General features: G+C 58.8%; 13 protein-coding genes. 7 read left to right on the top strand and 6 right to left on the bottom strand.

Annotated elements, in window-relative coordinates; all coding sequences use genetic code 11:
- Positions 1-58 precede the first annotated feature (58 nt).
- Positions 59-1,435, top strand: a complete 1,377-nt coding sequence (locus tag BFV97_RS12930) for an FAD-binding oxidoreductase (protein ID WP_069300804.1) — start codon at positions 59-61, stop codon at positions 1,433-1,435.
- Between the two features lie 69 nt (positions 1,436-1,504).
- Here the strand turns inward: BFV97_RS12930 and BFV97_RS12925 are convergent, their stop codons facing one another.
- A complete protein-coding gene (locus BFV97_RS12925) occupies positions 1,505-1,996 on the bottom strand; it encodes a GNAT family N-acetyltransferase (protein WP_069300803.1) in 492 nt (163 codons plus the stop codon).
- Between the two features lie 112 nt (positions 1,997-2,108).
- Here BFV97_RS12925 and BFV97_RS12920 point away from each other — a divergent pair, with 112 nt between their 5' ends.
- The 4 genes from BFV97_RS12920 (at position 2,109) to BFV97_RS12905 (ending at position 5,335) form a co-directional block, all read left to right on the top strand.
- Positions 2,109-2,717: a flavin reductase family protein gene (locus tag BFV97_RS12920; protein ID WP_069300802.1), complete on the top strand. Its 609-nt coding sequence runs from the start codon at positions 2,109-2,111 to the stop codon at positions 2,715-2,717.
- A gap of 38 nt (positions 2,718-2,755) precedes the next feature.
- A complete protein-coding gene (locus BFV97_RS12915) occupies positions 2,756-3,625 on the top strand; it encodes an S-methyl-5'-thioadenosine phosphorylase (RefSeq protein ID WP_069300801.1) in 870 nt (289 codons plus the stop codon).
- Positions 3,622-4,698 (top strand): alpha/beta hydrolase, encoded by a 1,077-nt coding sequence (locus BFV97_RS12910; protein WP_069300800.1) that lies wholly within the window; start codon positions 3,622-3,624, stop codon positions 4,696-4,698. The genes BFV97_RS12915 and BFV97_RS12910 overlap by 4 nt, the downstream gene beginning before the upstream one ends.
- A gap of 103 nt (positions 4,699-4,801) precedes the next feature.
- Positions 4,802-5,335: an adenine phosphoribosyltransferase gene (locus tag BFV97_RS12905; protein WP_069300799.1), complete on the top strand. Its 534-nt coding sequence runs from the start codon at positions 4,802-4,804 to the stop codon at positions 5,333-5,335.
- 22 nt (positions 5,336-5,357) lie between these two features.
- Here the strand turns inward: BFV97_RS12905 and BFV97_RS12900 are convergent, their stop codons facing one another.
- From BFV97_RS12900 to BFV97_RS12885, 4 genes are all read right to left on the bottom strand, one after another.
- Positions 5,358-6,767 carry an FAD-binding oxidoreductase gene (locus BFV97_RS12900; RefSeq protein WP_069300798.1) on the bottom strand — a complete coding sequence of 470 codons (1,410 nt, stop codon included), beginning with the start codon at positions 6,765-6,767 and terminating at the stop codon, positions 5,358-5,360.
- A gap of 57 nt (positions 6,768-6,824) precedes the next feature.
- Positions 6,825-7,613 carry an MBL fold metallo-hydrolase gene (locus BFV97_RS12895; protein ID WP_342672150.1) on the bottom strand — a complete coding sequence of 263 codons (789 nt, stop codon included), beginning with the start codon at positions 7,611-7,613 and terminating at the stop codon, positions 6,825-6,827.
- Positions 7,614-7,992: 379 nt separating this feature from the next.
- Positions 7,993-8,577: a GNAT family N-acetyltransferase gene (locus tag BFV97_RS12890; RefSeq protein ID WP_069300796.1), complete on the bottom strand. Its 585-nt coding sequence runs from the start codon at positions 8,575-8,577 to the stop codon at positions 7,993-7,995.
- Between the two features lie 47 nt (positions 8,578-8,624).
- Positions 8,625-9,884 carry a glycerate kinase type-2 family protein gene (locus BFV97_RS12885; RefSeq protein ID WP_245667745.1) on the bottom strand — a complete coding sequence of 420 codons (1,260 nt, stop codon included), beginning with the start codon at positions 9,882-9,884 and terminating at the stop codon, positions 8,625-8,627.
- Between the two features lie 91 nt (positions 9,885-9,975).
- On the opposite strand from BFV97_RS12885, the gene BFV97_RS12880 reads away from it, so the two are divergent.
- Positions 9,976-11,274, top strand: coding sequence for an acetylornithine deacetylase/succinyl-diaminopimelate desuccinylase family protein (locus BFV97_RS12880; RefSeq protein ID WP_069300794.1), 1,299 nt, complete (start codon positions 9,976-9,978; stop codon positions 11,272-11,274).
- Positions 11,275-11,446: 172 nt separating this feature from the next.
- Positions 11,447-12,919: an ABC transporter substrate-binding protein gene (locus BFV97_RS12875; RefSeq protein ID WP_069300793.1), complete on the top strand. Its 1,473-nt coding sequence runs from the start codon at positions 11,447-11,449 to the stop codon at positions 12,917-12,919.
- A 79-nt stretch (positions 12,920-12,998) separates the two neighbouring features.
- On the opposite strand, the gene BFV97_RS12870 is transcribed toward BFV97_RS12875, so the two are convergent.
- A complete protein-coding gene (locus BFV97_RS12870) occupies positions 12,999-14,060 on the bottom strand; it encodes a response regulator (RefSeq protein WP_069300792.1) in 1,062 nt (353 codons plus the stop codon).
- Positions 14,061-14,344 lie beyond the last annotated feature (284 nt).

The raw sequence follows: 14,344 nt of genomic DNA, 5'->3' as shown, positions 1-14,344 counted from the left end.
TGCGCTTTCCACTTGGCCTACATGGATTTACCTTGCGCTTCAATCAGGAGGAAGACGAATGTCCGACAATCAAACCGCAATTGCAGAGCTTCAGACCCTCTTGGGGGACCGGCTGTCCACCGCACAGGCCGTCCGGCAGCAGCACGGTGAGAACGAAAGCTATTTTGAAAACACCCCGCCCGAGGCTGTCGCCTTCCCGAAGGACACGCAGGAGGTGTCCGAGATCATGAAAATCTGCCACAAACACGGCTGTCCGGTGGTGCCTTGGGGGGTCGGAACCTCGCTTGAGGGTCATGCGCTGGCGGTGCGCGGCGGTGTGACCATCAATCTGGGGTCGATGGACAGGCTGCTGCATGTTGCGCCAGAGGATCTTTATGCGGTGGTGCAGCCCGGCATGACGCGGGAAGCGCTCAACACCGAATTGCGTGCGACCGGATTGTTCTTTCCGGTTGATCCGGGCGCCAATGCCACCATCGGCGGCATGACGGCAACATCCGCATCGGGCACGACCACTGTGCGCTATGGCAAGATGAAGGACAACGTCATGGCGCTGGAGGTAGTGCTGGCGGACGGGCGGATCATCCGCACCGGCTCCAAGGCCAAGAAAAGCAGCGCCGGCTATGATCTGACGCGGCTGTTTATCGGCTCTGAAGGGACGCTCGGGATTATCACCGAAGTGACGCTGAAACTGCACGGGCAACCGGAATCGGTTTCGGCTGCGGTGTGCGAATTTGAAGATACGGCAAGTGCTGTGAACGCCGTGATTATGGCGGTTCAGATGGGGCTGCCGGTGGCGCGTATGGAGTTCATCGACCCGCTGTCCATCCGCGCCATCAACGCCTATTCCAACATGACCATGCGCGAACGCCCCCATTTGTTCATGGAGTTCCACGGCACGCAAACCAGCGTGGCAGAAGAAGTCCAGCGCATGAAAGAAGTGGCCGAAGAATTTGGCGGCGGCGGATTTCAATGGGCCACCAAAGCCGAAGACCGCAACAGGCTCTGGCATGCCCGCCACAACGCCTATTTCGCCCTGAAATCCCAGCATCCCGGCGCACAGGGGCTGTCCACCGATGTCTGCGTGCCGATTTCCAAACTGGCTCAAGCCATCGAGGACACCATTGCAGATGTGGAAGCCCACGGCTGGCAGGCGCCGATTGTGGGCCATGTGGGGGATGGCAACTATCATGTGTTGTTCCTGTTCGACCGCCAGAACGCCGAGGAATTTTCCCTTGCAAAAGAGCTGACCCACCGGATGAACCTGCGGGCGTTAGAGCTTGGCGGGACTGTTACCGGAGAGCACGGGATCGGCATGGGCAAGATGAAGTATCTGGACGACGAGCACGGAGATGCGGTGCGGGTCATGGCCGATATCAAGAGAACATTCGATCCGACCGGCATTATGAATCCGGGTAAAATCGTTTCGGTGCATTAAGTCGCAAGCCGCCGGGGGCGCTGCCCCCGGACCCCCGGGATATTTTGCGAAAATGGACTTGATTGCGCGTCAGGCCGCGCGGTCGATCATGCCTTTGACACCTATGAAGGCGTCGGGCTGTAGCGGCAGGTACAGCAGGCGGTCAGGGTTGGTGGGCGGCGGGAAGGTCATGGTCGTGCTCTTTTCAAAGCCGAATTTACGATAATACGGCGCATCGCCCACAAGGATCACCCGCGCCCAGCCGGTATTTACCGCGCGATCCAGACTGTCGCGGATCAACAGACCGCCCAGCCCCTCGCCCTGATAGGTCGGGTGCACCGCCACGGGACCAAGCAACAAAGCGGCGTGCCGTTGCGTGCCAACCACCACAGGCCAGTAGCGGATCGCCCCTGCAACCACATTATAATCGTCCCGCGCCACCAGACACAGCCCCGCGACCGGACTGACCCCTTCGCGCAGGCGATACGAGCTCAGCGCTTCGCGGCCCGGAGCAAAACACAGATCGTAAAGAAACTCGACCTCGTCCCGGTCGCTTTCTGTTTCAGGGCTCAATTGAAACATCGTTGTAAGTCAAACCTTTGAGAGCAACAGAGCGTTGCGGGGAAAACTGCTGGCACCCGCGATAGCAGACCGCTACAAAAGGGGCAACGCAATTGGAAACCGGACACCGCTAATGTTTTACCGCCCCGGCCATGATGACCACGGCCTGCCCCACAATCCCTTCAAGGCGATTGTTTCACCCAGACCGATCGGCTGGATTTCGACGCTGACCCGCGATGGCACGGCCAATCTTGCCCCCTATTCCTTTTTCAACGGGGTTGCCGATGATCCGCCGATGGTGATGTTCTCAACCACTGGCGAGAAAATCGGACGGGACGAGGTAAAGGACAGTCTGACCAACATCCGCGACACCGGCGAGTTCTGTGTCTCTATCGTGTCCCAAGACCTGAAGGATGCGATGAATCTGTCGTCCGGCCATTACGCACCGGATGAGGATGAGTTCGATCTTGCCGGTCTGGAAAAAGGCGCGTCGAATGTGGTGAAAGCGCCCTTCGTAGCGGCGGCACCGGCGGCGCTGGAATGTAAGCTGTTCAAGGAAATCGAACTGCCCGGTGGCGCTGTTATGGTGTTGGGCGAGGTGGTCGGCATCCACATCCGCGACGCGCATATCAAGGATGGCCTGCTGGATGTAACCAGCTACCAGCCGATGGCGCGGCTTGGCTATCGGGACTATTCTGCGGTGCGCGATGTTTTCTCTTTGAACCGGCCCGGTCAGAAATAAACACAGAGCGGCAGACCAACAAACAGGGGGATGTGTGGATGGACACAGTAATCGGAATTATTGGCGGCAGCGGCGTTTATGACATTGAAGGGTTGGAAAATCCCCAGTGGATCAACGTCGAAAGCCCGTTTGGGCAGGCTTCGGACGATCTGCTGGTGGGGCAGTTGAACGGGGTGAAGATGGTGTTTTTGCCCCGCCACGGTCGTGGCCATGTGCAGACCCCGTCGAGCATCAATTACCGCGCCAATATCGACGCGTTGAAACGGGCCGGTGTAACGGATGTGATCTCTGTCTCCGCCTGCGGATCTTTTCGCGATGAAATGGCGCCGGGCGATTTTGTGATCGTAGACCAGTTCATTGACCGCACCTACCAGCGGGAAAAGTCCTTCTTTGGTCCCGGATGCGTTGCCCATGTTTCAGTGGCCCATCCCACCTGCCCCCGTCTTGGAAAAGCCTGCGTCGAGGCCGCCCGCGCAGAAGGCATCGTTGTGCATGATGGCGGCACGTATCTTGCGATGGAAGGGCCGCAATTTTCCACGCTGGCGGAATCCCGCATGTACCGTGAAAGCTGGGGCTGCGATGTGATCGGCATGACCAACATGCCCGAAGCCAAGCTCGCCCGCGAGGCAGAGCTGTGCTATGCCTCTGTTGCGATGATTACCGATTACGACAGCTGGCATCCCGACCACGGCGAAGTGGATGTGACGCAGATTATCGCGACCCTTATGGGAAACTCTGCAAGGGCCAAGGGCATGGTGGCCCGCCTGCCTGAACTGCTGGGCGCAACCCGCAAGGATTGCCCCCACGGGTGCGACAAGGCGCTGGAGTTCGCGATCCTGACCGGCCCTGATGACCGCGATCCGGCTCTTGTAGCCAAGCTCGACGCGGTGGCGGGTCGCGTTCTATGAGACGCGTGCGTGCAGTGCTGGTCTGGCGCGGGGTAATACTGGCCCTGCTGCTAAGCGCCTGTGCGGAGCGGGGCATGATTTCCGTGGCGAAAAACACGCCCCCCGATGCTGCGATTGAGAATATCTTCATCGCCACAACCCGCCAGCCTGCCGAGGGCGAACTGGTCTTTTCCAGCCTGCGCACCTCTGTGCTGTCTTTCGCGCGCTTTGACATTTCCATCCCGCCGACCCATCAGGCGGGCCGGATCGAATGGCCTGAAAAACCCGACAAGGGGGCTGATCCTGCGACGGACTTTGCCACGAGGGACATCGTGCGCTACAGGTCCGCGCAAGAATTTGGCGCGGCTTTGGGGGCGAATGCGCAAAAGGCCAAGCGCGAGGCGATTGTTTACGTCCACGGCTTTAACATCACCTTTGCCGAGGGCACCTACAGGCTCGCCCAATTGTCCCATGACCTCAAGAGCACCAGCACCGCAGTGCATTATTCCTGGCCCGCGACCCAGAAAACGCTGGAATATACCCGCGACCGGGACAGCGTGCTGTTTGCCCGCGACGGGTTCCAGCGCCTGCTGGAAATACTGGCCGCACAACCCTATGAACGGATCGTGATCGTAGCCCATTCCATCGGGTCCAATCTGGTGGTGGAAACCCTGCGCCAGATCTCGCTGGAGGGGAAAACACAGGTCTCGCGCAAGCTGGCCGGTGTGGTGCTGATCTCGCCTGATATTGATACCAACCTGTTTGAAATGCAGCTTGGCCGGATCAAACCCCTTCCCAAACCTTTTGTTGTTTTCGGAGACGAGGCGGATCTTGCCCTGAAAGCCTCTGCCTTTCTGACCGGACAAAGCAATCGAGTCGGACAGTTGAAAGACACGGAAATACTGCGCCGTTATGGTGTGCAATTCGTGAATGTGACCGACATCAATGATTCCGAGGATTCCTTGGGTCATACGGTTGCGATCACCTCGCCCACTGTTCTGTCGATCCTGCAAAAACTGCCTGTGATGGGGCCGCTGACCTATGCGCAGGACAGCGTTGCATTGCAAAGGCTGATTGATGCGGCAAGCCGTTAGGATTGAAGCGACACACACCATCACTTTTACAGGCGCACAGGCGGGCTGGTCCCCGTTTTGCGTTCTGTGACACCCCGAAATACCACCCTGAAAGAGACTCTCCATGACCCGCGACATTACCGATTACATCCGCACCATTCCCGATTTTCCGCAAAAAGGCGTAATGTTCCGCGATGTGACAACCCTGTTTGGCAACCCTGACGGATTAAAGCTGGCGGTGACGCAGATTGTCGAGGCGTTCAAAGACACAGAGATTACTGCCGTGGCTGGACTTGAAGCCCGCGGTTTCATCATCGGCGGCGCTGTGGCAGAGCGGCTGGGCACCGGATTTGTACCGTTGCGCAAGAAGGGCAAGCTGCCGGGCAAAACCCTGTCCGAAGATTACACGCTGGAATATGGCACCGCTACAATTGAAGTGCATGACGATGCTTTGAAATCAGGTGACAAGGTGCTGTTGATCGACGATCTGATTGCCACCGGCGGCACGGCTGCGGCGGGGATCAAGCTGGTAGAGCGGCTGGGCGCGCAGGTGGTTCATGCGGCGTTTATCATTGACCTGCCCGATCTTGGAGGGGCGCAGGTGGTGCGCGATCTCGGCGTGCCGGTCACAGCTCTTTGTGCCTATGACGGGGATTGATCGCCGTCCGTTCTGACAGGGGTCAACCGCTGATCACCGCACCCGGATTCATGATGCCAAGGGGATCAATCGCCTGTTTGATCCCGCGCATCGCCGCCAGTTTCGCGGGATCGCCGTAACGTTGCAGATCGGCGGCTTTCAGGCGACCGATGCCGTGCTCTGCCGAGATCGATCCGTCATAGGCCTGCACCAGATCGTGGATCACCCGCATGACCTGCGGTTTAAGATGCGCCCAATCCGCTTTGGCTTCGCCTGCGGGCGGGAAAACATTGTAATGCAGGTTGCCATCCCCAAGATGCCCGAAACTGTTAAGCCGAACAGGACCGAACTGTTTTAGCGCCTCTTGCCCTTCTGCGATGAAGTCAGGCAGTCGGTCGATCGGCACGGAAATATCGTGACTGGAAATCGCCCCGACCCTTTTGTTGGCTTCGGGAATGGTTTCCCGCACGTTCCAAAAAGCATCCCGCTGCGCTGCGGATTGGGCCAGCAGCACGTCATTTACCAGACCGTCCTCCAGCGCCTGTTCCAGCACGCCCGTCATCCGGCTGTCCACACCGCTGCCGGTTCCGCCGCCGCATTCCGCCAGAACCATCCACTCGGACCGTTCTGCAAAGGGCAATCGGATCTCGGGCATGGTTTCGGACAGCAGATCAAATCCGGTGCCGTGGACCAGCTCAAACGCGCTGACCAGCCCGTCGAGCGTGCCCTGCATCCGCGCCAGAAGCTGCGCGGCGGATTTCGGGTCCGGCACTACGGCAAAACATGTGGCCAGTTCAACAGGCTTTGCCACCAGCTTTAGCACAGCCGCCGTAATCACCCCGAGCGATCCTTCGGAGCCGATCAGCAGATGGCGCAGGTCATAGCCGGTGTTATCCTTGCGCAAACGTTTCAGCCCGTGATGAATGGTTCCGTCCGGTAGCACAGCCTCCACCCCGAGGCACAATTCCCGCGTATTTCCATAGCGCAGCACCTGCACCCCGCCCGCATTGGTCGCAAGGTTCCCTCCGATCCGGCAGGACCCTTCAGAGGCGAGCGAGAGCGGAAACATCCGGCCTGCATCGTCAGCAGCGGCTTGCACCTCGGCCAGTGTCATGCCAGCCTCAACCGTGATTGTATTGCCCACCGGATCGACATGGCGCAGGGCTTTCATCCGCTCCAGCGACAGGATCACCGGCGCGGGCCCTTCTGCCAGTACCTGTCCCCCGACGAGTCCGGTCCCGCCACCATAAGGCACAACACCGACGCGGGCCGCACTGCATAGGCGCAACACCCGTGAGACCTCCTCCACGCTGCGCGGGCGGGTCAGAATACCCCCAACCCCCTGCATCATGCCACGGGGTTCTTCCAGATAGGCCGGCGGCACCGGACCTGCCAGCCCATCGGTTTCGGCGTTCAGTTGTTCTTGCAAGGTGCGGGTGGCGGGGTTCAGCATGGTCAGGCTCCTGTTGTGCAAAGGACTAGCCAATGACACGGGGCCACACAAGCGGGGCTATTCGTATTCGGTCACGAAACGGGGCGGCACGATCATCACTGTGGGGCGGCTCGGCAGAAGATCCTGACTGATCACAAAGCTGCTGTCCGGCAAGGTCTGGATGTCAAAGGAATCGCGCATTCCGGCCACAAAACGGTCCAGCGTAGAACGGCCGAACCAGTGCATCGGCAAAACCACCGAGGCCCGTAACCGCTTCAGCAGCGCCACCATAGAGGGCAAATCCAGCGTCATACTGCCATCTACCGCCGCCATAACCACATCAAGCCGCCCGATGCGGGCGAATTGTTCATCCGTGGGGATGTGGTGGAGATGGCCCAGATGCCCGATGCACAGACCTGCGACCTCAAAGATAAAGATAGAATTGCCGTCCGGTTCCTGCCCGCTGTAAACGCTGCGAATGTCGGTTGTGACATTGCGGATCAGCATCTCGCCCAGATCGAGTTCATGATCCGCCACGCCGCCTTTGGGGTCCCAGCCCCGCAAAACATGGGGGATCTGCGGATCGGGATGGCTGGTATAATGGCTGGAGTGCCCCTTGTTCATCGTCACCACGTCAGGGACTTTTCCAGTTTGCCCGATATATCCGTTGTAATCCGTGACCACCCGCAAACCGCCATAAGTATCAATCACATACATGGAATGATCGGCATAACTGATCTGCACCTGATCGTAGGTCAACGCGGCGCGTTGTATTGGCGGGCCGCTATCGGCAAAGGCGAGACAATGACTCGGCGTGCGGGTCTGCGCACCGGCAGTTTGGGCAAGAAGGATGCCGAGCAGGATCACGACAGCGCGGATGGCGGGACTCCTTTTGGTGATTCCCTTTACAGTTTAGCGCGATGTCTTTTCGCTTCGGGGGAAATTTCCAAAAGGTGCCAATGAAGGCCGATTTGCGCCAATTTTGCCAGAAGGCCGGGGCGGTGAAAGGTTAACGCGAATGTGTCGTGATCCGGCGGGAGGCGGGTAAAAAACGCCTTTTAACTATCTGAAATTGTAGTGATAATCTCATTAACATACTGCACATATGAAGCTTCATATAAGAAGCTTCATAAAGTTAACAAACGCAGTTTTGCGCGGCAAAACGCGCCGGATCAGCAGCCTGTGACTACCTGTGATATATTCCGTGAAAGTTCAGATTTTCGGACGCGCACGACGCCAGATACCCCTAGCCAGCGTCGGTTTTGCCGCGCCGGTCACTGCGCAAATTCGCATAGAGCACATGGGTCCGCCAGCGCCCCGCAATTTGCAGATAGCTCTGCGCCACCCCTTCGTATTTGAAACCGGTTTTTTCCAGCAACCCGCGCGATGCCGCATTTTCAGGCAGGGTAGCCGCCTCAATCCGGCTCAGGTCCAACTGGTGAAACGCGTAATAGACCAACGCCTCTATTGCGTCTGTCATATAACCGGATCGGGCATAATCCGACCCGATCCAATACCCAAGCGTGCCTGCCATCGCCGGACCGCGCCGGATATTATCCAGCGTAATCGCCCCGAGCAGCGCCTGATCCTCCCTGCGAATAATGAACAGCGGCAAACCCTTACCGGACTCATAGGTCTTGCGGGCCCAGAACACGCGGTTGCTAAAGGCACGGCGGGAAAAATGATCGGGGGACCAGACCGGCTCCCACGGTTTGAGAAAATCCTCACCATCCTGCCGCAAATGCACCCACGGCAGGTGATCCCCCATCACAGGCATGCGCAGGGTCACATGCTCGGCTTCGATTATGACTTTAGGTCGGCGTTTGAACATGACGTCCCCAGTGTATCGGCACAATAAATACTGCGGTGTGGCGGGCGTCAAGAACGGCGCAGGAACAGCTGCACATCTGCGACATTTGTACCTGTGCCGCCCGTCACCAACAGATCGCCGGCAGCCTGTAGCGCGTGATAGCTGTCATTGCGCGCCAGCATCGCCTGCGGATCCAGACCGGCGGCTTCAATCCGCGCGATGGTGCCGCTGTCCACCACACCACCGGCCGCATCGGTCGGTCCGTCCCGCCCGTCTGTGCCTCCGCTCAGAAACACCCAATCGCCGCTTATGTCTTTCGCGCCAAGCGCAACCCGCAGCGCCAGTTCCTGATTGCGCCCGCCCAGCCCGTCCCCCCGCAGCCGGACGGTGGTTTCTCCCCCGAACACCAGCACCTGCCCGCTTTGGGACTGCTGTATCTGCGACAGGATGAACTCTGCACCCGTTGCCACATCGCCGCACAGGGCATCGTTTACAATCAACGCCTCGGGACAGGCGGTCAGGATGGCCTTAAGGCTGACACGGTTGGACCCGACGATCCGGTTGTCGGCCTCTGCTGGCCGCCCCGTTTCATGTGTTTCTTCCTGCGAGAGATGCCGTTGAACGGCGGCGGGCATATCCTGCCAGACGCCGGCTTCTTGCAACAATTGGCGGGCCTCGGCGCGGGTTCCTACGGCAGAGACAGTCGGCCCGCTGGCCACCACCCGCAGATCGTCACCGATCACATCCGAGAGGATCAGGCTGCGCACCAAAGCCGGAGCAGCCGCACGCAGCAAGCCGCCGCCTTTGATGCGGCTCAGGCATTGGCGCACAAGGTTCATCCGGTTGATGTCCAGCCCGCTGCCCAACAAAACTGCGTTGGCCTGTTGTTTCTCGGCCAGCGATAGTCCCTCTGCCGGTGCAACCGCCAGCGCAGAGCCGCCACCGGACACCAGCGCCAGTACCTGATCTGCAGTGCCAAGCCCCGCCACCGCCGCCAGCAGCGCATCACCGGCACGCGCACTCCCCGCGTCAGGCACCGGATGCGCGCCGCAGAGCACCTGCACCCCGTCCAGTTCTCTCAGATTTTCACGGTTTGTCACCGCAATGGCCGCATAAGGATCAGGCAGATGCCGCAACGCTTCTTCCATCATCGCGCAGGCCGCTTTGCCAACGGCCAGCACCACGCGACGACCCGCACAATCCGGCAAAGGATCACTGACAAGGGCGCGGCGAACGGCACCGGCAGGGTCAGCCGCCGCAACCGCATCCTTGAACAATGCCACCGCCACCTGTCGCAGATCCGTTCCGGCCATTACACTTGTCCCCATTGGTTTCGCCATACCATAGGGGACCACGATACTTGCGCAAACCCCATTTTAAGCTCTTGATAACCCACAGGGTTCCGGCCAAGGTGACGCTATGGCACATCAGGACTACATAGACCGACTGAACATGGAGCTGGATCGCCGCAAGGAGGATCTGATCGCTCTGACACAGGACCTCATCCGGATTCCCACGCTCAACCCGCCGGGTGAGAATTACCGTTTGATATGCGAATATCTGCGTGACCGTCTGACGCCCCGCTATTTCCAGTGCGAGTTGATCCGCGCCCGTGACACACCGGGGGACAGCGATAAATACCCGCGCTGGAATATCGTTGCCCGCCGCGAGGGGCCACGCAACGGCGAATGTGTCCATTTTAACAGCCACACCGATATTGTAGAACTCGGGCAGGACTGGACCCGCGACCCGTTTGGCGGGGAACTGGACGGGGACCGGATATACGGACGGGGTGCCTGTGACATGAAGGGCGGTCTCGCCGCCTCCATCATCGCAGCCGAGGCTTTTGTCGATACCTTCCCAGATTTCGCCGGTGCGGTGGAAATTTCGGGCACCGCAGACGAAGAAACCGGCGGTTTTGGCGGCGTGGCTTATCTCGCGGAGAAAGGCTATTTCGCACCGGCCCGTGTGCAGCATGTGATCATCCCCGAACCGCTGGGTCTTGATTCCATCTGTCTTGGCCATCGCGGTGCGTGGTGGGCCGAGATCGAAACCAAGGGGCGTATTGCCCACGGCTCCATGCCGTTTCTGGGAGATTGCGCCGTGCGCCACATGGGGGCGGTGCTGAACGAGATGGAAACCGCGCTTTACCCTGCGCTGGCGCAAAAGCGCACCGAGATGCCGGTGATTCCCAAAGGCGCACGCCAGTCCACCCTGAACATCAACTCTTTCCACGGCGGGCAGAGCGAGCCGGAAGAGGGTTTTAACGGCCTGCCAAGCCCTTGCGTGCCTGACAGCGCCCGTATGGTAATCGACCGCCGTTTTCTGATCGAGGAAAGCATTGATGACGTGCAACAGGAAATCACCGACCTGCTGGAAAAGGTAAAATCCGAGCGGGACGGCTTTTCCTATAACATCCGTGAAATCCAGCGGATCATTCCCACCATGACGGCCAAAGATGCCCCTGTCGTGACTTCTGTGGCCAGCGCGATCCGGAACGTGCTGGGCAAACCTGCGGAATATGTGGTGTCGCCGGGGTCTTACGACCAGAAACATATCGACCGGATCGGCCAGTTGAAAAACTGCATCGCGTATGGGCCCGGCATTCTGGAACTGGCGCACCAGCCCGATGAATACGTCGAAGTCTCTGCCATGATGGACAGCGCCAAAGTCATGGGGCAAAGCCTGATCGACCTGCTGGTGGAAAAACCGACATGATCTTGGGACACAATGGGTTGGCCGGACCGGGCCGGATTTCCCCTGCCCCTTTTGCAGTCACACCGCAATCACCCCGCGCCTGCACTTGACCGCATGCGCCAATCCGCGTCAACTGAAGCGGTAAAATGCAGCGCACGCCAGTTTGCGGGCGCCAATCAACGGAGAGACCCTTATGACCTTTTTCAAAGCTACAGTGACGGCGAGTGCGGTCCTGCTTGCGTCAACGGCCCTTGCAAAGACCGATGTAACCGTTGCCATGCAATTGGAACCGCCCCACCTTGACCCCACATCCGCAGCCGCTGGTGCCATTGACAGTGTGTTGTATTCAAACGTTTTTGAAGGTCTGACACGGTTCGGACCCGATGGATCGGTCAATCCGGGACTGGCGGAATCATGGGATATTTCCGAGGACGGCCTGACTTATACCTTCCACCTGCGCGAAGGCGTAAAGTTTCATGACGGAACCGATCTGGATGCGAGCGACGTCGTGTTTTCGCTGGACCGCGCCCGTGCCGAAGACAGCGCGAATGCGCAAAAAGCGCTGTTTGCCGGTATTGCATCGGTAGAGGCTGTCGATCCGGCCACGGTGAAGCTCACACTCTCCGCGCCAAATGGTTCGATGTTGTTCAACCTTGCTTGGGGCGATGCGGTGATTGTTGCCCCCGAGAGCATCGAAACCATCAAACAGACGCCCATCGGCACAGGTGCCTTCAAATTTGACAACTGGGTACAGGGCGACAAGATCGACCTCAGCCGCAATGAAAACTACTGGGGCACGCCTGCGAAACTGGACAAGGCCACATTCAAGTTCATCTCTGACCCGACAGCGGCTTTTGCCGCGATGATGGCCGAGGATATCGACGCCTTCGTGGGCTATCCTGCCCCTGAAAACATCCCCCAATTTGAAGCCGACCCCCGGTTTCAGGTGATCCTTGGCAATACCGAAGGGGAAACCATTCTGGGCACCAACAACAAACAGCCCCCCTTTGACAACCTGAAGGTGCGCAAGGCGCTTGCCCACGCGATTGACCGTCAGGCGATCATCGACGGGGCCATGTTTGGCCTTGGCACGCCGATCGGCTCGCATTTTGCTCCTCATAATCCCGACTATGTGGATTTGACCGGCAACAGCCAGTATGATCCCGAGCTGGCCAAAAAACTGCTGGCCGAAGCCGGATTTGCCGACGGATTCAAAACCACGCTGAAACTGCCACCGCCCTCTTATGCCCGCCGCGGCGGGGAAATCATCGCCGCCCAGTTGCGTGCGGTGGGGATTGACGCAGAGATCAGCAATCTGGAATGGGCGCAATGGCTGGAGCAGGTGTTCCGGGGCAAGGATTTCGGCCTGACGATTGTGTCCCATACGGAACCGTTTGACATCGGCATCTATGCCCGCCCCGACTATTATTTCCAGTATGACAACGCGGAATTCCAAAGCCTGATCGAAGATCTGAATGTAGAGGCCGATGGGGATAAACGCTCTGAGATGATCAAAAAGGCGCAGAACATCATCGCAGAAGATTACGTGAATGCCTATCTGTTCCAACTGGCAATCCCGACCATCGCCAAGGCCGGTCTGCAAGGCATGTGGGAAGACGCGCCCACACAGGCAGTTGATCTGACGGCTGTAGGCTGGGCGGACTAAGCCCCCCGCCAACCAAAACAACAAACGCCCCGATCTTTGGTCGGGGCGTTTTGCGTTTTAGCACGGGGTTTTCGGTCTTTTAGCGGGACCGGCCGACCGCTTTGGGACGGGTGAGCAACTGGGACACATCCCCGAACATCGTCAGGGCGGTCGGGCCGCCTGTGACCACAGGTTCTGTCTTGGGACGAAGACTGGCCACGGCAGTGTCAGCCCGTTCTGTCAAATCCCGCATGGACACGCTTTTGCGCGCCACTGTCAGGCTGTTGATCCGCGCTTCGGTGTTTTCGGTCTGGAAGGGTTTTGGCTCTCCCAAGAGAATCTGCGCGTCGCCGTCAAAGCCGAATGTCTGCGCGGTCTGTGCGATTTCGGGGGCCAGCGTCGAATGATAGGCCATAGCGCGATTTTTGGGGATCGGGCGCGGTGACATCACCAGAAAATTCCCGTCCCCTTCATAGGCAATCAAGGCCCCCCGACCCGCAACCGCATTGCGCAGCAACGCGCCGGTGCGGTTGATGAAGGCACGAAAATCTGTTGCGGAAAGCTGCTCGAACACCTCGGCAATATTCATCAGCCGCACCCCCAACAGACAGCCGGAAAAGCCGGTGTCCGGCATGCGCATCAGGATATTTTCCTGCATCAAGGTATCAACCGCCCCGTCGAACCCCTGCAAGGTGATCGTATCCCCGAGATCAAGCGCGTTCAGAGCATCCAGTTTCTTGCGCCACTGCAAAGCCACCGCTTCAAACTGTTTGTGCTGGTTCACTTGCGCGCTCAGGATGTTTGCGGCACGGATGCGTGCGCCCAGTTCCAGACCGTTGAAGGGTTTGGTGACAAAATCTGTCGCTCCCGCCCCATACGCCCGGTCCATAGAGCTTTGATCGCTCAGGCCCGTAATCATCAAAACCGGAGTTTTCTGATAGGCGGTCATGCTGCGGATTTCGGTGCACAGCTCCACCCCGTCCATCTCGGGCATCAGAATATCCAGCAGGAAGCAATCAAACGGCTCGTCCGTTTCCTGCAGCGCGGCCAGCGCCTCTGCGCCGCTTTGTGCCGAGGTAATATCCGTATAACCGCCCGCTTCAAGGGTGGCTTGCAGCACGTTCAGCGCAAGGACATCATCATCGACCGCCAGAATTTTCATTACACACTCCCTACACAGTGTTTTTGTGTCGTCTATCCGAAGGGATTCTTCCCGCCGGTTCCGCGACTTGCCTGAATTTAGTACGGTGGACGCCTAAAATTATGCTAAAATTGTGTTGATTTTGCGTCCGGGCAGCATGGCAGGACGCGCTGCCGCCTCCCTTTGACACGGTAGTTTCCCAAAGAAACAAGGTGCTGGCGGGGTTGATGCCGTCTTGCGGGGCAAGGGTTTGAAATCCTTTGCATTCCGCCCTTTACCAGCGGCAATTGCCTGCCTAATCTCCG

It is taken from the genome of Neptunicoccus sediminis (genome assembly GCF_001719615.1).
GTDB classification, from domain to species: Bacteria; Pseudomonadota; Alphaproteobacteria; order Rhodobacterales; family Rhodobacteraceae; genus Amylibacter; species Amylibacter sediminis.
The sequence above is the reverse complement of the archived record's forward strand: the minus strand, read 5'-3'. Positions and strand labels throughout refer to the sequence as shown.

What these genes read in the sequence shown, in the direction of transcription:
- BFV97_RS12890 (WP_069300796.1), bottom strand. Translation starts at nt 8,577, where the DNA reads ATGTTCAAACGCCGACCTAAAGTCATAATCGAAGCCGAGCATGTGACC.
- BFV97_RS12880 (WP_069300794.1), top strand. Translation starts at nt 9,976, where the DNA reads ATGGCACATCAGGACTACATAGACCGACTGAACATGGAGCTGGATCGC.
- BFV97_RS12900 (WP_069300798.1), bottom strand. Translation starts at nt 6,767, where the DNA reads ATGCTGAACCCCGCCACCCGCACCTTGCAAGAACAACTGAACGCCGAA.
- BFV97_RS12915 (WP_069300801.1), top strand. Translation starts at nt 2,756, where the DNA reads ATGGACACAGTAATCGGAATTATTGGCGGCAGCGGCGTTTATGACATT.
- BFV97_RS12920 (WP_069300802.1), top strand. Translation starts at nt 2,109, where the DNA reads ATGTTTTACCGCCCCGGCCATGATGACCACGGCCTGCCCCACAATCCC.
- BFV97_RS12875 (WP_069300793.1), top strand. Translation starts at nt 11,447, where the DNA reads ATGACCTTTTTCAAAGCTACAGTGACGGCGAGTGCGGTCCTGCTTGCG.
- BFV97_RS12905 (WP_069300799.1), top strand. Translation starts at nt 4,802, where the DNA reads ATGACCCGCGACATTACCGATTACATCCGCACCATTCCCGATTTTCCG.
- BFV97_RS12925 (WP_069300803.1), bottom strand. Translation starts at nt 1,996, where the DNA reads ATGTTTCAATTGAGCCCTGAAACAGAAAGCGACCGGGACGAGGTCGAG.
- BFV97_RS12930 (WP_069300804.1), top strand. Translation starts at nt 59, where the DNA reads ATGTCCGACAATCAAACCGCAATTGCAGAGCTTCAGACCCTCTTGGGG.
- BFV97_RS12910 (WP_069300800.1), top strand. Translation starts at nt 3,622, where the DNA reads ATGAGACGCGTGCGTGCAGTGCTGGTCTGGCGCGGGGTAATACTGGCC.
- BFV97_RS12885 (WP_245667745.1), bottom strand. Translation starts at nt 9,884, where the DNA reads ATGGGGACAAGTGTAATGGCCGGAACGGATCTGCGACAGGTGGCGGTG.
- BFV97_RS12870 (WP_069300792.1), bottom strand. Translation starts at nt 14,060, where the DNA reads ATGAAAATTCTGGCGGTCGATGATGATGTCCTTGCGCTGAACGTGCTG.